This window comes from Arthrobacter sp. PvP103 (assembly GCF_017833075.1).
Taxonomy (GTDB): Bacteria; Actinomycetota; Actinomycetes; order Actinomycetales; family Micrococcaceae; genus Arthrobacter.
This window is the reverse complement of the sequence record NZ_JAFIBQ010000001.1, coordinates 2665561-2682647: the sequence shown is the minus strand read 5'-3', so window position 1 is coordinate 2682647 and position 17087 is coordinate 2665561. Positions and strand designations below refer to the sequence as shown.

General features: G+C 67.4%; 15 protein-coding genes. 3 read left to right on the top strand and 12 right to left on the bottom strand.

What is annotated here, in order from left to right:
• Positions 1-14 precede the first annotated feature (14 nt).
• Complete coding sequence (efeU, locus tag JOE41_RS12360; RefSeq protein WP_209752507.1) at positions 15-869, bottom strand: iron uptake transporter permease EfeU; 855 nt, start codon at positions 867-869, stop codon at positions 15-17.
• 135 nt (positions 870-1004) lie between these two features.
• The gene (locus JOE41_RS12355) at positions 1005-2009 is read right to left on the bottom strand and encodes a LacI family DNA-binding transcriptional regulator (RefSeq protein WP_209752506.1); all 1005 of its coding nucleotides are present in this window, start codon (positions 2007-2009) and stop codon (positions 1005-1007) included.
• A 150-nt stretch (positions 2010-2159) separates the two neighbouring features.
• Between JOE41_RS12355 and JOE41_RS12350 the strand changes: the two genes are divergently transcribed.
• A complete protein-coding gene (locus tag JOE41_RS12350) occupies positions 2160-3158 on the top strand; it encodes a family 43 glycosylhydrolase (protein ID WP_209752505.1) in 999 nt (332 codons plus the stop codon).
• Here the strand turns inward: JOE41_RS12350 and JOE41_RS12345 are convergent.
• Positions 3155-4702, bottom strand: a complete 1548-nt coding sequence (locus tag JOE41_RS12345) for an alpha-N-arabinofuranosidase (RefSeq protein WP_209752504.1) — start codon at positions 4700-4702, stop codon at positions 3155-3157. The two genes, JOE41_RS12350 and JOE41_RS12345, sit on opposite strands and share 4 nt — an antisense overlap.
• 182 nt (positions 4703-4884) lie before the next feature.
• Here JOE41_RS12345 and JOE41_RS12340 point away from each other — a divergent pair, with 182 nt between their 5' ends.
• Positions 4885-5982 carry a S1C family serine protease gene (locus JOE41_RS12340; RefSeq protein ID WP_011690096.1) on the top strand — a complete coding sequence of 366 codons (1098 nt, stop codon included), beginning with the start codon at positions 4885-4887 and terminating at the stop codon, positions 5980-5982.
• A 30-nt stretch (positions 5983-6012) separates the two neighbouring features.
• Here the strand turns inward: JOE41_RS12340 and araA are convergent, their stop codons facing one another.
• From araA to JOE41_RS12310, 6 genes are all read right to left on the bottom strand, one after another.
• Complete coding sequence (araA, locus tag JOE41_RS12335) at positions 6013-7548, bottom strand: L-arabinose isomerase (protein ID WP_011690095.1); 1536 nt, start codon at positions 7546-7548, stop codon at positions 6013-6015.
• 34 nt (positions 7549-7582) lie between these two features.
• Complete coding sequence (locus tag JOE41_RS12330; RefSeq protein ID WP_209752503.1) at positions 7583-8263, bottom strand: L-ribulose-5-phosphate 4-epimerase; 681 nt, start codon at positions 8261-8263, stop codon at positions 7583-7585.
• Positions 8260-10017 (bottom strand): ribulokinase, encoded by a 1758-nt coding sequence (araB, locus tag JOE41_RS12325; RefSeq protein WP_209752502.1) that lies wholly within the window; start codon positions 10015-10017, stop codon positions 8260-8262. The genes JOE41_RS12330 and araB overlap by 4 nt, the downstream gene beginning before the upstream one ends.
• Positions 10018-10133: 116 nt before the next feature.
• On the bottom strand, positions 10134-10850 hold the full coding sequence (locus JOE41_RS12320; protein ID WP_209752501.1) for a class F sortase: 717 nt from the start codon (positions 10848-10850) through the stop codon (positions 10134-10136).
• A gap of 115 nt (positions 10851-10965) precedes the next feature.
• Positions 10966-11799, bottom strand: a complete 834-nt coding sequence (locus JOE41_RS12315) for a DUF4397 domain-containing protein (RefSeq protein ID WP_209752500.1) — start codon at positions 11797-11799, stop codon at positions 10966-10968.
• Between the two features lie 159 nt (positions 11800-11958).
• Positions 11959-12984 (bottom strand): LacI family DNA-binding transcriptional regulator, encoded by a 1026-nt coding sequence (locus JOE41_RS12310; RefSeq protein WP_209752499.1) that lies wholly within the window; start codon positions 12982-12984, stop codon positions 11959-11961.
• 171 nt (positions 12985-13155) lie between these two features.
• Here JOE41_RS12310 and JOE41_RS12305 point away from each other — a divergent pair, with 171 nt between their 5' ends.
• Positions 13156-13959 carry a dioxygenase gene (locus tag JOE41_RS12305; RefSeq protein ID WP_011690089.1) on the top strand — a complete coding sequence of 268 codons (804 nt, stop codon included), beginning with the start codon at positions 13156-13158 and terminating at the stop codon, positions 13957-13959.
• A 20-nt stretch (positions 13960-13979) separates the two neighbouring features.
• On the opposite strand, the gene JOE41_RS12300 is transcribed toward JOE41_RS12305, so the two are convergent.
• The 3 genes from JOE41_RS12300 to JOE41_RS12290 are packed head-to-tail and all read right to left on the bottom strand — an operon-like array spanning position 13980 to position 17071.
• Positions 13980-15191, bottom strand: coding sequence for an MFS transporter (locus tag JOE41_RS12300; protein ID WP_209752498.1), 1212 nt, complete (start codon positions 15189-15191; stop codon positions 13980-13982).
• Positions 15192-15193: 2 nt separating this feature from the next.
• The gene (locus tag JOE41_RS12295; RefSeq protein WP_209752497.1) at positions 15194-15640 is read right to left on the bottom strand and encodes a low molecular weight phosphatase family protein; all 447 of its coding nucleotides are present in this window, start codon (positions 15638-15640) and stop codon (positions 15194-15196) included.
• A 45-nt stretch (positions 15641-15685) separates the two neighbouring features.
• Complete coding sequence (locus tag JOE41_RS12290; protein ID WP_209752496.1) at positions 15686-17071, bottom strand: NAD(P)-binding domain-containing protein; 1386 nt, start codon at positions 17069-17071, stop codon at positions 15686-15688.
• Positions 17072-17087 lie beyond the last annotated feature (16 nt).

Below are 17087 nucleotides of genomic sequence, written 5' to 3'. Positions count from 1 at the left end.
GCGAGGGGTGGGGGTCAGAAAGCCGTTACGGCAGCCCGGGCGGCTGTGTCCGGCTGCGATGATGCGCGGCCGCGGCGGTTGGAACGAAGGTAGAAGAACAGCACGGCCGGGACATACAGCAGCCATGCTGCCGCTTCCAGCCAGGTGGTGGCAGGTGAGAAGTTCAGGGTGCCTTTGAGGACGGTCCCGTACCAGGACGACGGCGGGACGGCCGCCGAAACGTCGAAGGCCAGGCTGTGGAGTCCAGGGAGGATCCCGGCCTCCTGGAAGTCATGGACGGCGTAGGCAAGCACGCCCCCGGCGATGACGACAAGCGCGGCGCCGCTCCAGGTGAAGAACGCTCCGAGGTTGATCCTGAGGACTCCGCGGTGGAGCAGGAATCCGAGCAGGACGGCAGTGGCCAGCCCCAGCAGTGCGCCGAAGAGCGGCGTTGCCGACTCTCCGGTGGCCTGGGCCGCCGCCCACAGGAAGAGCGCAGTTTCAAGGCCTTCCCGGCCAACAGCCAACGCGGCGACGACGGCCAGCCCCCAGCCGGCGCCATCTGCCGCCCTGTCCACTTGCGAGCGGAGTTCGGTGCCGAGGGAACGGGCGGTACGGGCCATCCAGAAGACCATCCAGGTCACCAGTCCCACGGCCACCACGGAAAGGCCGCCGCCGATGGCTTCCTGCGCCTCGAACGTGAGCCCGCGCGGACCGAAGGTAAGCAGCGCACCGAACCCCGCCGACACGGAGACGGCCACTGCGACGCCGGCCCAAAGCCTGGGCAGCAGGTGCTGCCGCCCGGTCTTGAGGAGATATGCCATCAGGAGCACGACGATGAGAGTCGCCTCAAGGCCTTCGCGCAGGCCGATCAAGTAGTTTGCTGTCATTAACGTAGAGCCTCAATTATCGGAGCCAAGGTTAGGCTTGCCTCATACGAGGATCACCCAAGGTCGAGAATTAAGCAACTCAAACGTGCCCTAATTAGCCGTACGTTACGTGCCGGGTTCCGGCTCAGCTCCGACCTAGGGGGCCGAGTCCCGGATCTTCAGCTCGAAACCGGCCTCGACCCGGAGGCCCTCCGCGGCAGGCTCCACGCCCTCGATCCTGTCGACGAGCAGTGCGACGGAACGCTCGGCGATTTCCGCCATGCCGGGCGACACCGTCGTGAGGGACGGCGACGCGAAACGGGCCTCATCGATGTCGTCGAAGCCTGCCACTGCGACGTCTTCCGGCACGCTGATGCCGCGGATCAGGAGCTCGTGCAGGGCGCCCAGCGCGATGGCGTCATTCAGGCCAAAAACGGCGTCGAACCGGACGCCGCTGCCGAGCAGGCCGCCCACTGCGGAGGCACCGCCGTCGCGCCGCCAGTCGCACTGCACCACCAGCGCGGGATCGAAGTCCACTCCCGCAGCATCCAATGCCTGCCGGTAGCCGTTCAGGCGCAGGCCGGGACTGTCCGTTGTGTCTCCTGCCGAGGCACCCAGGACGGCGATGCGGCGCCGGCCCCCTGCGAGGAGATGGCCGGTGATCGCCGCTGCGGCCTCGGCGTTCTTCATGGTCACGAGGTCGAACCGCGGATCCGCAATGTGCTCCCCCAGCATGACAACCGGCTTGGCGCCCCGGTGCGCGGCGACGGTTCCGGCATCAAGGGTCAGCGGGGTGAAAAGCAGACCGTCCGTGAGCTGGCGGAACGGGCCCTGGAGCGCACTCAGCTCGTTCGCGGCGGTGGCCCCGGACTGCTCCACCAGGACGCGGTAGCCGCGGGCGGCCGCAACGGTCATCAGCCGGGACGCGAGTTCCGCGTAATACGGGATGGAGAGGTCGGACAGCACCAGCCCCAGCATGCGGGTCTTCCCGGAGCGCAGGCTTCGCGCCGTCAGGTTGGCTTCGTAGCCCAGTTCCGCGATGGCATCCAGCACTTTTTGCCTGGTGGCCGGCCGGATGAACTCGTAATCGTTGAGCACATTGGACACGGTCTTCAACGAGACGCCGGCGGCGCGCGCAACGTCATTCATGGTCACAGCCACAGGTGATTCCCTTCCCGGCAACACTTTCAGCTACATCGTTGCAGACCGGCACGGTTTTTGCCCTGTCCAGGCACTATACAACGTTATAGAATTGGGCCTGGCCGCAGCATCCGAACCGGCCCGCCGCCCGCAAGTCCCGAAGGATCAGCCATGCCGCCTGCCGCATCCCCCCTCTTCCGCTGCCCGGTGTTTGACGGCGCCGCCGATCCCACCGTCATCCACCGTCGCGGCACGGGCGAGTGGTGGATGTTCTACACGGCCCGCCGCGCCACACTCGCCACAGGCGGCGTTGACTGGATCACCGGCACCCGGATCGGAATTGCCGTCTCCACCGACGCCGGAGCAACCTGGCAGTACCGCGGCGTGGTGGAGGGGCTCGATCCGGAAGACTCCCCCGGATTGAACACGCACTGGGCCCCGGAAGTCGTGTGGCACGACGGCGGATATCACATGTTCCTGACCTGGGGCGCGGGCGCTCCGGGCACCTGGGCCGAGCAGACCAGGCGTCGGCTTGTGCATTTCACCAGTCCAGACCTGGAGCAGTGGACGTTCGAAAGCCGGGTGGACGTCGGCTCCGAGAACGTCATCGATGCGGCGTTCGCGGTAGTCGCGGACGGCCGTCCGCGCCTCTGGTTCAAAGACGAAGTGGACGGCTCCACCACCTGGTCGGCGGTCCGGGAAGGAGCCCCGGAAGAAGCTGACGGTCGCTGGCGGGCCGAGGGCCAGGTGATCGGGCTGCCCGCCCACGAAGGTCCCAACGTTTTCCGGCTGGGCGGCTGGTACTGGATGGTGGTGGACGAATGGCGCGGCCAGGCCGTGCACCGCTCGGCCGACGGCCTGTCCTGGACCCGGCAGGAAGCCGGCGGCGGCCTCATCCTGGACGCTCCGGGCGCCGGCGCGGACGACGCCACCTACGGGCGGCACGCGGATGTGGTCACGCAGGGCGATCACGCCTACATCTTCTACTTCACTCATCCGGACTGGCAGGACACCGAGATGGCCAATGGCCTGGCGGATCCGTCCCGGGCTGTCCGGGAGCAGCGCACCAGCATCCACGCTGCACGGCTGCATGTGGAAGGGGACGTCCTGGTCTGCACACGCGACCTGGACGCCCCCGTTCACCTCGACCCGGCACTGCTCGAGGACTAGCTGCCCGCCCCGTCGACGGCCAGGCGGATCATGCTCCAGGAGACGGCGGGGAGCTCCGCGGTGAGACGGCCGCCGTCGAGCTTTACGCTGACGTTTTGGCCGGGCAGCACCGAGGTGGAGTCGTCCGCCGTGGCCTGCCAGTACGGGTCCTTGTTGGCGTACGTGACCGACTCGATGACCTTCGCGTTGCCCAGCCCGGCGACGGCGGCGCTCAACGTGATTGAGTCAGTGGCCGAGCGGTTCACGGCAAACACCACGGCTTCCCCGGCGGCGGCGTCGAAGGTGGCCACGGCGGACAGCGCGGCAAAGTCCGCGGTCTTGCCGCCGCTGAGCCGCGGGGACTCGACGGCGAGCTGCAGCACCGTGCCCTTGGCGTGCTCCGACGTCAGGGCGAACGGGTGGAAGGTGGTCTGCTTCCAGGCGCGGCCGCCGGGTTCTGTCATGATCGGGGCGATGACGTTCACCAGCTGCGCCAGGCTGGCGGAGTGGACGCGGTCGGTGTTGCGGAGCAGCGTGATGAGGAGGTCGCCCACAACCACGGCGTCCGCCACGGTGTAGCGGTCCTCGAGCAGCACGGGGGCCACGGGCCAGTCCTTGCCGGCGGGCGTCTTGGATTCGTCGCGGCTCATGTGCCAGACGTTCCACTCGTCGAAGGAGATGTTCACCTGTTTAGTGGACTTCTTGACCGACTTCACGTGGTCGATGTGCGCCACGATGTCCTTGATGAACGCCTCCATCCGGTGGCCCGAGGAGAGGTGTTCCTGCAGGTCGCCGAAGTCCTCGAAATACTGGTGGGCGGAGATCAGGTCCACGAGTTCGTAGGTTTCGGTCAGGACCACGCGCTCCCACTCACCGAAAGTGGCCATGGTGGGCGCGGAGCTGCCGCAGGCCACCAGTTCCAGGTCCGGCTCCACCATCCGCATGGCGCGGGCGGTGTCGGCAGCGAGCCGGCCGTATTCCATTGCGTTCTTGTGGCCGATCTGCCAGAAGCCGTCCATCTCGTTGCCCAGGCACCACATTTTGATGCCGTAGCCGTTTTCGGCCCCGTTGGCCCGGCGCTGGTCGGAAAAGGCCGTGCCGCCGTCGATATTGCAGTACTCCAGCAGGTCCAGGGCCTCCTGGGTCCCCCGGGTTCCCAGGTTCACGGCCATCATCGGCTCGACGCCGGCCTTGGCGGACCACTTGGCGAACTCGTCCACGCCAACGTGGTTGGGATCGGTGGAGTGCCATGCCAGATCAAGCCGCGCCGGCCGCTCCTCCACCGGCCCCACGCCGTCCTCCCAGCGGTAGCCGGAGACAAAGTTCCCGCCCGGATAGCGCACCGTGGACACGCCCAGCTCGCGGGTAAGTTCCAGGACGTCCGTCCGGAAGCCGTCCCCGTCGGCCTTCGGGTGGCCCGGCTCGAAGATGCCGGTGTAGACGCAGCGTCCCAGGTGCTCCACAAAAGCGCCGAAGGTGCGGCGCCGGACCGGCCCTACGGTGAAGGCCGCGTCCAGGGTGATCTTGGCGGTTATCCGGCCTGCGGCGGATTCGGTAGTGCTCACGTAGGCATCCTCGTTTTCATATTTTCTACAACGTTATAGAAAACCATTGTTAGCGTTCAACATCAGGACGTCAAGAGGGGACTTCCGGACCTATGGCCCTTAGGGAACGGCGGGCTACTTTTTAAGGGCAAAGATCTGTGAGGCCGGCGCCTCTAAAAACCAGGCCAGCGAAAGGGAGTCCGATGATCTCAGCGCGAGCCGGGACCGGCGTCCGGGCCGGCGCAGCCCTGGCCCTCTTGGCAATCCTGGGCTCCGCCGTGACCGGATGCACGGGGGCGGACCAGCGCCCGGCCCCTGCGTCCTCCTCAGCTGCAGGATCCCCTGCTACAGGCTCCTCCGGGACAGCCCCCGCTACCCGGCCGGGCACCCCGCAGGCTGCCGCGGACATCCCGTCCATCGTGGAGAACGTCCAGCCGTCCGTTGTCACGGTGCTCACCCACGGCGGACTGGGCAGCGGCGTGGTCTTCGCGGCGGAGGGACTGATCCTCACCAACGAGCATGTGGTGCGGGGCAACACCGAGGTGGAGATCGCCTTTGCCGACGGCCAACGGGTTGCAGGCACAGTCAAGGCCACGGATGCCATTTCGGACCTGGCCCTCGTGGAGGCGAAGCGCACAGGGCTTCCTGCCGCAAAGTTCCAGTCCGAACTCCCCCGGGTGGGCGAACTGGCAATCGTGATCGGCTCTCCGCTGGGTTTCGAAAACACGGCGACGGCGGGCATCATCTCCGGTTTGCACCGCGAGATCCCGGGGTCGGCGGCCAGCAGCCAGTCGCTGGTGGACCTGATCCAGACTGATGCGGCCATCAGCCCCGGGAACTCCGGCGGCGCGGTGGTGAATTCCCGGGGCGAGGTGATCGGCATCAGCGAGGCGTACATCCCGCCGCAGTCCGGGGCGGTGGCGCTGGGCTTCGCGATCCCCGCGGCGACCGCCGTCCGGGTAGCCGGGCAGCTGCGCGAGGACGGGACAGCGGACCACGCCTTCATCGGACTCCGCCCGGGCGAGATCACCTCGCAGATCGCAGACACGCTGGGACTGGAAAACACCCGCGGCGCCCTGGTGCTCTCGGTGGTGGACGGCGGCCCCGCGGACCGTGCGGGCATCCGGCCCGGGGACGTCCTTGTCTCCTTGGACGGCAAGGAACTGGCCTCACCCGAGGACCTGCTCGCCGAACTCCGCGGCAAGAACCCGGACCAGACCGTTAACGTCGGCTACCGCCGGGGCACGGAAGCCAAGGAAGCCAAGGTCACCCTCGCTGCCCGCCCCGCCTCGGGGGGCTGAGCGGACAGCCGAGGGGCTGAGCTGAACCCCTTAGAGCCCGCCGGCCAGCCTGTAGTAGGCGGCGTTCCAGTTCAGTTCCTTCTTGAACTGCCTGATGGTGGTGCCCTCGTCGATGGTGAGGAGCTCGGTCTTCGCGATCTCGGCGAAGTCCTCGAACACGTCCATGCCCACCTGGGTGGAGAGCACCGTGTGGTGGGCCGCGCCGGCAGTCAGCCAGGCCGCGGCGGAGGTCGCGAAGTCCGGCTTCGGAGACCACAGCGCACGCGCCACCGGGAGGTTGGGCAGGGGCTCGTCCAGGTCCACGACGTCAACGGCGTTCGCCACGAGGCGGAAGCGGTCGCGCATGTCGGACAGCGCCACTACAACGCCAGGGCCGGCGTCGGTGTCAAAGACCATGCGGACGGGGTCTTCCTTGCCGCCGATGCCCAGCGGGTGGATCTCGACGCGCGGCTTGGTGGCGGTCAGCGACGGGCAGACCTCCAGCATGTGCGCGCCCAGGATCTTTTCCTGGCCGGGGGCGAGGTGGTAGGTGTAGTCCTCCATTAGTGATGCACCGCCGGGCAGGCCAGAGCCCATCACTTTGGCGGCGCGGACCAGGATGGCGGTCTTCCAGTCGCCCTCGGCGCCGAAGCCGTAGCCGTCCGCCATCAGCCGCTGCACGGCCATGCCGGGCAGCTGGCGCAGTTCACCCAGGTCCTCGAAGGAGGTGGTGAACGCGGCCGAGCCGTTGGCCTCGAGGAAACTGCGCAGGCCCAGTTCGATCCGGGCGCTGTAGCGCAGCGATTCGTGCCGCGCTCCCCCGGCCTTCAACTCGGGGACCACTTCGTAGAGGCGCTCGTACTCCGCAACGAGCGCGTCGACGTCGGACTCCGCGGCGCCGTGCACGGCGTCGGCGAGCTCATTCACGGACCAGGTGTTCACAGAGACGCCGAAGCGGAGCTCGGCCTCGGTCTTGTCGCCTTCGGTGACGGCCACGTTGCGCATGTTGTCGCCGAAGCGGGTCAGTTTCAGAGTGCGGACGGCGGCCCAGCCGGCGGACGCGCGCTGCCAGACGCCCACTTGCCGGGTGACCTCCGGGTTGGACACGTGGCCCACCACGGTCTTGCGGGGGATGCCCAGGCGGGACTGGATGTAGCCGAATTCGCGGTCGCCGTGGGCGGCCTGGTTGAGGTTCATGAAGTCGAAGTCGATGTCCGCCCAAGGCAGCTCAACGTTGGCCTGGGTGTGCAGGTGCAACAACGGTTTACGCAGCAGGTCCAGGCCCTGGATCCACATCTTGGCCGGGCTGAACGTGTGCATCCATGCCGTCACGCCGATCACGGAATCGTCGGCATTGGCTTCCAGCGCGGTGCGGCGGATGGCGTCCGAATCCGTAAGGACGGGCTTCCAGACCACCTTGACCGGAACGTCTGAGGATCCGTTCAGCGCGTCGGCAATCTCCTGCGACTGCGCTGCGACCTGTTTGAGGACGTCCTCGCCGTACAGGTGCTGGCTGCCGGTGAGGAACCAGACCTCGTACTGGCTGAGCGATGTTCCGTTGGCGGATGTGTAATTGGGGTTGCTCATGGGGGCTCTCCTGAAGAAGTGTGGGTGGCCGGCGCTACTGGCCGTAAACGTTCTGGTAGCGGGCATAGAGGGAATCGATGCTTGCCTGGTCGATGCTGAGCGGTTCGCCCAGCTGCCGGGAGATGTGGACGGTGCGCGCCACTTCCTCACACATCACGGCGGCCTTCACCGCGGACCGGGCATCCTTGCCGATGGTGAACGGGCCGTGGTTCTGCATCAGGACCGCCGGCGATGTGGAGTTCCGCAGCGTCTCCACGATTCCCTGGCCGATCGAGTCGTCGCCAATCAGCGCGAACGGACCCACCGGGATGCTGCCGCCGAATTCGTCGCTCATCATGGTCAGCACGCAAGGAATGGCCTCTCCGCGGGCCGCCCACGCCGTAGCGTAGGTGGAGTGCGTGTGCACCACGCCGCCCACTTCCGGCATATGCCGGTAGACGTATGCATGCGCCGCAGTGTCCGACGACGGCGAGAACGGCGGATTGGCCCACTCCCCGTCCGCCGGGGCGCCGTAAAGGTCGGTGACAACCATGCTCTCGGGGGTGAGGTCTGCATACGAGACTCCGGACGGTTTGATGACCATCAGGTCCTGTCCGGGAACACGGGCGGAGACGTTGCCGGCTGTCCACACCACCAGTTCATAGCGGGTCAGCTCGGCATGCAGTTCGCACACCTCGCGCCGCACCTGCGCAATGGTTTCCAGGAGACTGCTCATGCCGGCACCTCCTCTCCTGCTGCTTCGATGGAGGTCGCCTCAGCGGCGGCGGCAAACGACGGCCTGGCCCCACGCTGGATCGCCTTGAGGCGGTGCATCACGCTGTTGGTGCCGCGGCCGAAGTAGTCGTGCAGCGCGCGGTACTCGCGGAAGAGTTCCTCGTAGGCGGCAACATTTTCCGGAATCGGAATATAGACCCCGCCGGGCTCTGAGCCCATGGCGGCGGCTGCGGCGCGGATGTCCGGGAATTCACCTGCCGCGACGGCGGCGTGGATCGCCGAGCCCAGCGCCGGCCCCTGGGCGGACCCGATGGTGGAAAGCGGCAGTCCGGTGATGTCTGCGTAGATCTGCATGAGCAGCTTGTTCTTCAGCAGGCCGCCGGCCACGATGAACTCCTTGACCGGAACTCCCGAGTCGCGGAATGCCTCCACAATGGTGCGCGTGCCGAAGGCCGTGGCTTCCAGCAGCGCGCGGTAGGTGTCTTCAGGCCGAGTGGCGAGGGTCTGGCCCACCACAACGCCGGACAGTTCGTGGTCCACCAGCACGGAGCGGTTCCCGGAGTGCCAGTCCAGGGCGATGAGCCCGTGTTCGCCGATGGCCTGGCGGGATGCCAGGTCCGTCAGGTATTCGTGGATGCCCAGGCCCTGTTCGGCGGCAGCCCGGTGGTACTCGGGCGGGACGCCGTTGCTGGTGAACCAGCCAAAGATGTCGCCCACACCGCTTTGGCCCGCTTCGTAGCCCCACAGCCCGTCCACGATCCCGCCGTCCACCACACCGCACATGCCCGGGACTTCCCGCAGCTCGTCGCCGTTCATGACGTGGCAGGTGGAAGTGCCCATGATGGCCACCAGCTGACCGGGCTCCACGGCCTTCGCCGCCGGGGCCGTGACGTGCGCGTCCACATTGCCCACGGCCACGGCGATGCCTTCCGGCAACCCGGTCCAGGCCGCGGCCTCGGCCGTCAGCCTGCCTGCGGCGTCGCCGAGCCGGCCAATGGTGTGCTCCAGCTTGGAACTGACAAAATCCTTGAAGTCCGGGTTCAGTGCGGACAGGAATTCTTCGGACGGATAGCCACCGTCCTGGTAGATGCCCTTGTACCCGGCGGTGCAGGCGTTGCGGACGTAGTTGCCGCACAGTTGCCAGACTATCCAGTCGGCGGCCTCCACCCAGTGGTCCATTGCGGCGTATGCTCCCGGGTCCTCCTCCAGCAGCTGGAGCCCTTTGGCGAACTCCCATTCGGAGGAGATGAGCCCGCCATAGCGCGGCAGCCAGCTTTCTTCGCGGGCGGCGGCCAGGGCGTTGATGCGGTCCGCCTGCGGCTGGGCGGCATGGTGGCGCCACAGCTTGACGTAGGCATGCGGGCGGTTGGCGAATCCGGGAAGCTCGTTCAGCGGTGTGCCGTCGGCCTTGACCGGGACCATGGTGCAGGCCGTGAAGTCGGTGGCGATGCCCACCACGGCGGCGGGATCGATCCCGGCGTCGGCTATGGCAGCGGGCACCGCCCGGCGCAGGACTTCGCGGTAGTCATCAGGCACCTGCAGGGCCCATTCCCCGGGAAGCCGCGCAGCGGCTCCTTCCGTTACGCCCGCCAGATCCGCCGGAAGGGCCTCAGTGACCACGGCATGCGGGTACTCAAAAACGCCGCTGCCCAGTTCCTTGCCGTCCCGAACGCGGACCACCACGGCCCGTCCGGACAGCGTGCCGTAGTCCACGCCGACAACGTAGCTGTCGGAACCGTCTGCTATGACGTCCATCAATTCCTCCAATAGTTTCCGCCGCTCTGCGGTTGCTCCTAATTGTTAGCGCTAACAAACTGAAAGTCAACAGAAGGGGGAGGGCCAACAGGGAAGGAGGCCTGCCGCAGCTCCGCTTACTCAAGGGCCGCGGTGACAATCACGTTGTCGCTGTAGTCCATTCGGTCCTGCAGCCACCTGCCGCCGCAGGTGACGATCTTGAGTTCGTGCGGACCGTAACGGCGGAAAAGTGAACCACCATCAAAGCTGTCTTTGGCCATCAGCTCCACACTGACCACCCGGTAGTTCAGCGCGGGCGCGCCCCGGCGTCCCACCTGGACCGCAGTTCCCGGTGCCAGTGTCTTCAATTGCGAAAATGGCGCCTGCTCGGAGGTTGTGTCGACATGCCCGGCGATCACCGCTGTCCCGGCAGCCGCTCCGGGGGCCGGGCCGAACCTGTACCACCCGGCCTGGTCGAAGCCCTCAGGGATCTCCATGGCCCTATCTGGTGAGACCCCCACCGGTACCACTGTCATATTGATGGACGTTCCGTCGACAGAGAGTGAGATCGGGGCCGGCGCTGCCTCAGCGGATTCCGGCAGCTTGGCCGGCCGCCGCGGAATGGATTCCTTGCTCTGGGCGGGGCTCTGCGACGCGGCCGGCGCCGCGGCAGGCGGGGAGGGAGTCGCGGCCGGCAAAGCACCTTCGCTCCTCACTGCCGCCGAGGGTTGCGGAACGGGCTCGGAGGGAGCGCACGCCGCGAGCAGGAGCGCCGCTGCGGCCCCCGCGGCAGCCCGGCGCAGAAAGGAATAACGACGGTGGGACGCCCCTGCCGTCGTGGCGCCTGGTTTCATGACCGGTCCTTCCCGCGGCAAGCACCTTCAGGGCTTGCAACGTTGGCTGGTGAGAAATAGGGCCCGGCCGCCAACAATCGTCGGACGGCCGGACCTACTGCTGCTGGACCGCTTGTTAGCCTTTACGCCGGCCGCCAATCGTGCGGGCTACACCCACGCCGCCGAGGAGCAGCGCCAGGGCTGCAGCACCGAACCCCACCGTGACAACCGCCGGTCCTGCCGCTGAGGTCCGGGACGAGCCGTCACGGGCTCCCGGTACCGAACCCGGCGCGGAATGCAGCCCCTCGATGGTCTGCACGGCCAGCTGGAGATTATTGTCCGCCAGGCTGCCCCAGGCGTAGACAATCGTGTGCGTGCCTTCGGCGACAGTGACGTCAGCAGGGCCGATCACCGGCGTGGTGGCGCCGGTCGCCGCCACTGCTGCGGAGATGGTGGCGGGGTCCAGGCTGAGTGTCTGCTCGCCGGGGTTGGCCAGGTTGGAAATAACAGCTGTTCCGCCGGCCAGGACATCCACCGCGGGCGCCGCAGCTGCGTGCCGGACGGTCAGCTTGCCTTTGCCTGCTGCGGTCTGCGAGACGTCGTTGGTAAAGAAGTTCGCCGTCGGCTTGCCCGCCGCGTCGAGGTTGGCCACGGCCGTATAGTTCCCGCTCGCGGCGAGCGTCACGGTGACTGGACCGATGACAGGAGCCGATGCATCGGCGGCATCCGAGGCAGTGATGGCGATTTGATAGGCACCTGCCGGCAGCTCCAGCGGCCCGGCAAGGGTCCCGGGAGCGAAATCGTCAAGGGTGCGGTCGCCGTTGACCCAGACATCCACGGTGAGCCCGGGAACGCCGTGCAGCACCGAAAGCCGGGCGTCTCCGTCGGCCGCCTGGGCCGGGCCGGCGAGGGCGATTGCTGCCGCAATTGCGGCTACTCCGGCGCCGGCTGTGAAAATGCTTCTGCGCATGTCCTTCTCCTTCATCGGCCCGGCAGGCGGGCAATTTTGCTTACACCCCTAACTACCGGCGCAGCATCGAATCTGGATGCACATGCATATAAATTTCTTCAAAAAGTCTTCTCGGGGGGACAGGATGCAGCGCCCGGCCCGTTATCGGGAAGGGTGCAGTCAGCGGGGACTGGCATCCGGTCGGGCCGTGCTAGCACGCACCACGATCCTGGGTTCCACCACGGTTGTTCCCGCCGCCGCGCCGTCCTCGAGCAGCCTCAGCATCAGGTCCACGCAGCGACGGCCGAGCTCCTCGAAGTCCTGGCGGACGGTGGTTAGCGGGGGCGTGAAGTAGCCCGCCTCGGGCTGGTCATCGAAGCCCACGACGGAGACGTCCTGGGGCACTCGCACGCCGGCTTCGCTGAAGGCGCGCAAGACGCCCAGCGCCATCTGGTCGTTCCCTACGAATACCGCTGTGGCATTGCGTTCGACGGCGAGCTTCTGTCCGATGCCGTAGCCGCTGCCGGCGCTCCAGTCCCCTTCGACGAGAAGGTCGGCAGGCAGCCCCTCTGCCGCGAGGGCCTCCCGCCAGCCTTCGGCCCGCTCGGCGGCATCGATCCAGTCCCGGGGCCCGGAGATATGCCCGATGCGCTCGTGGCCACGCTCAATCAGGTGCTCGACGGCGAGCCGTGCCCCCATCTTCTGGTCCACCATGGCTCCGCTGAACCTGCCTGCCCCGCTGGAACCAACCACAACCACGGGCACGTCCAGGTTCAGCTGTTCCAAGGCCTGCAGGGTTCCGGCGTGCGGCACCAGGGCCACGATGCCGTCCACACCCTGGTCCATAAAATGACGCGCGGCATCCGCGATCGATTCCGCGCCGACCTCGCGGATGGCCGCGATGCTCACGAAGTAGCCGGCATCGCGGGCGGCCTGCTCCACGCCGAGCAGCGTGTTGGCGGGCCCGTACTGCGACAACTCGCTGGCCAGGACGCCTATGGTGTGCGAACGCCGCGTCACCAGGCTGCGTGCCGCAGTGTTCCGCCGGTACCCCAGTTCGGCAATGGCCGCCTCAACGCGTTCCCTGGTCGCCTTGCTCACGTTGGGGTGGTTGTTGATGACGCGGGATACGGTTTGGTGCGAGACGCCGGCACGTTCCGCTACATCTTCAAGTCGCGGAAGGCGCCGCTCGCTGCTGTAGGCCATGAAGCTATTGTGCGCGAGCCGGCAGCGCATCCACGAAACGTCCGGGATGTCCGCCGGATTCCTCGTAACTGAGTGTTGGGCAAAACATCATCGACCGTAGCCCGGGCCACTTCCTGATTCGATCAAAACCTAATGGTTGAAGATTCAAGTAAAAGCTCCTAGAATGGAGACATGACGCAGACACTTGACCGCCCGCCCGTTCTCTTCCTGAGCCACGGCGCCCCTCCCCTCGCCGACGACGCGCGGTGGACCAGCGAGCTCAGCGCCTGGTCCGGCGCCTTCGGCAGGCCCACGGACATCCTGATGGTGTCCGCACACTGGGAAAACGCCCCGGTGACCCTCAGCGCCACCACGCGGAACCCCGGACTCGTCTACGACTTCTGGGGCTTCCCGCAGAAGTACTACGACGTCAGCTACGACGCCCCCCGGGCGGTGGAACTCGCCACTGAGGTGGAGAAGCTCGTTTCCACCCATGGCCACCACGTGGAACGCGACGAGGAACGCGGCCTGGACCACGGCGCTTACGTGCCGCTCGTGGAAATGTATCCGGAGGCTGATATCCCGGTGCTCCAGATGTCCATGCCCACCCTGGATCCGCAGGGCCTGTTCAACCTGGGCAAAACGCTGGCCCCGCTGCGGGACCGTGGCACGCTTATCGTCGGATCCGGCTTCACCACGCACAACCTCCGCTGGTTCAACCCGGCCGGCGGCCCGGACACCGCACCGCCGGCCGCTTCGAGCGAATTCGACCACTGGGCCCAGGAAACCATGGCGGCCGGCGACGTCGATTCCATCCTGGATTTCCTGCACAAGGCACCGGCAGCGCTGGAGGCGCATCCGCGCAGCGAGCACTGGGCACCGCTTTATGTAGCCCTGGGTGCCGCCTACGAGTCCGGCGACCTGAACGCGAAAACGGCTATCGACGGCTTCTGGTTCGGCCTCTCCAAGCGCTCCTGGACGCTGACGGGGAAATAGCGGGCGTTAGCCGGGCGGGTTTAGGGAAGGATCCTCCGTGGGCGGCGTGAGGCGACGACGGCAATGACGGCTGCGGTCCCTGTGGCGGCAGCCGTGGCGTAGGCCATGTTCGTGTAACTTCCCAGCCAGGCTGCCAGTGCGGGTCCGGCGGCAGGGGCGATGGCGGTGACAGCTGTGAGCGGTGCGGCGAACAGTCCCTGCAAAGTGCCAAGATGTTGGGTTCCCCACCGGTCAGCCACCACAGTGGCCTGCAGCAGGGTCTGGCACCCTCGGACCGCGCCCGCGAGCATGCCGGCGGCCATTAGTGCGGGCACCGGCCCGGGCATGACGGCGAGGAGCAGGGCGGCGCCGGTGGCGGTACCGGTGATGACCGGCAGCCGCGCGGCCTGCGGGATGGCGCCGAAGAGCAGACGTCCGCCGACCTGTCCGGCGCCCACGAGACCGAGCCCGAGCGCGGCCGTGGTGTAGTCGGCTCCTTTTTCGATCAGCAACGGGATGACATTCAGCGTCACGGTGTAAAGACCCAGGCACAGCAGGACCATGAGGGCCTGCAGGCCAAGGAATTCACCACTGCGCCTGACGGTGCGCACCGCGTCCCGTCGCTCAGCCGCAGGTGGCGTGATAGCGGCAGGGGCCCAGTCCCGGTTCAGGAAGCGGGCGTGCAGCGGAACGGTGATGATCCCCAGGGTGCCGGCGAGGATGATGAAGGCGCCTCTCCAGCCGAACGCGTCGGTCAGGGCTGCGGTGAAGGGCGCGAAAATGGTGGATGCGAACCCGGCGACGAGGGTCAACACGGTCAGCGGCCGCATGCGCGCGGGCCCGTACCAGCGGCTGATCACCGTGAAAGCCGGCTGGTACAGCACGGCGGCCTGCGCGGCCCCGGCGACCAGCCAGGCCGCAAAGAACACGGGCAGGTTCGGTGCAACCGACACTATGGCCAGCGCCAGCACTCCGATGAGGGACCCGCCGATCATCAGCGTGCGCGGCCCCGTCCGGTCGAGGATCCTGCCGACGAAGATCCCGGCCACCGCGGAAACCAGCAGGCCGGCCGAAAATGCGCCTGTCACGCCTGCCGGGCCCCAGCCGGTGTCCTCGCTGATGCGCGGGACTGCCGCGACCAAGGCGTAGTACAGCACGCCCCATGCGGTCGTCTGGGTGAGGCACATTGCGGCGAGTCCGCCGCGCGGTGCACCCTCCGCGACGAGGATCCGGGTGGGAGCGGGCGCTGGCACGGTCAGTTCCCGGTGAGCTCCGCATACAGCTTCCGGACGCGGCTCCTGATGTCATCCCGGACCAGGCGCATGCGTTCCATGCCCGCGATACCGCGCTCAGAGGGCTCGTCCGTATCCCAGACCTCAAGTCGCTTGCCCGCGGGGGCTTCGACCTTTGCCTCGTTGCCCAGGACGATGACGACGTCGACAGCGTTCAGTACGTCGTCGGTGACGGGTTTGGGGTGTTCACCCGTGATGTCGATGCCGAGCTCCGCCAGCGCGTCCACGGACTGCGGGTTCAGCGACTTGCCGGGTTTCGTCCCGGCAGAGTGCACCGTGACGGTCCCGGCGGCGATCTGGTTCATCAGTCCCGCGGCGAGCTGGGACTTCCCGCCGTTCTTGCTGCAGACGAACAGGACGCTGGGCGTTTTGTCCTGCAGGCCCGGGCGGTGTTCAGTGTGGTCGGTCATGTCATTACTCCAGTGTGGTCAGTTGACGAAAGCGCCCGAAGGAGATCAGTTGCCGTCGGAGCGGCCGTGGGCCAGGCCAGTGGGGAATCCGACGAGGACCGGCTGGGGTGTTCCGCAGCAGCCGCCGGAGGTTTCGGCCACAAAACCTCCGGGCGTGGCCGCGGGGATGTCGCAACTGGTGCCGATATCGGAGGAGCAGACACCGGTTTCGGGCAGCTCGAGCTGGACGGTGTCGGCCGCCTGCCGGTCCCCTGCCAAGGCCGCGGCGACGGAACGTACTTGCTCATAGCCGGTGGCCAGCAGGAAGGTCGGGGCCCGGCCGTAGGACTTCATGCCGACAATGTAGAAATCGGCCTCCGGGTGGGCCAGCATCCGGGCGCCATGGGGTTCGACTGTGCCGCAGGAGTGGAACTCGGGGTCGATCAGCGGGCCGAGCTCACGCGGGGCTTCCACGCCGGGGTCGAGTTCCAGCCGGAGCTCACGGAGGATGCCCAGGTCCGGGCGGAAGCCGGTGGCGGGAACCACGATGTCGGCGTCGAGGGTGCGGCCGTCCGTTGAGGTCAGGGTGACGGCGCCGTCGGCTGCTGTGAGGGATGCGATCCCGAACCCGGTGTGGAGTTCCACGGCGCCGGAGTCGACGAGGCCGCGGAGCCGGCTGCCGAGCTGGCCGCGGGCGGCAAGGCCGTCAGCATCGCCGCCGCCGTAGACCTTGGCCGCGGAGGAGCCGCGGATGGCCCACACGATTTTCGTCCCGGGCACCTGGGCCGCGAGCTCGGAGAGATTGATCAGGGTGTTGGCGGCCGAGTGGCCGGCGCCGACGACGACGGCGGTGCGCGCGGCAAAGGCTCCCCGGTCACGGCCCAGCACGTCAGGCAGCGGAGAGGAGATACGGGCAGCCGCGTCAGCCTCGCCGGGGGCGGGCAGTCCGGAGGTGCCGAGCGGGTTGCGGGTGGACCAGGTGCCGGAGGCGTCGATGACGGCAGCAGCCCGGTAGTCGCGGACTTCGCCGTCGGCGTGTTCCACCCGGACCACGAAAGGTGTGGTGTCGCGGTCACGGCTGTGGGTTTTGTCCATGCCGTGCCGGGTCACTGCCACGACGCGGGCGCCGGCGTGCAGGCGGGACGCGATGGCGGGAAGTTCAGCCAAGGGAGTGAGGTAGTGGTCGATGAGTTCACCGCCGGTGGGCAGTGCGGTCGGCTCCGGGGCTTCCCAGCCGGTCCCGGCGAGCAGGCGGACGGCTGCTGCATCGGTGTTGTACTGCCATGGTGAGAACAGCCGGATGTGGCGCCACTGCTCGATGGCGGAGGCAGGGGTTGCGCCCGCCTCAAGGATCAGCGGCTCCAGGCCGCGTTCCATCAGGTGTGCTGCCGCGGCAAGGCCGATGGGCCCGGCTCCAATGACAGCTACGGGAAGGGTGGTTGTTACATCCATGGTGTCCTCTGATTCA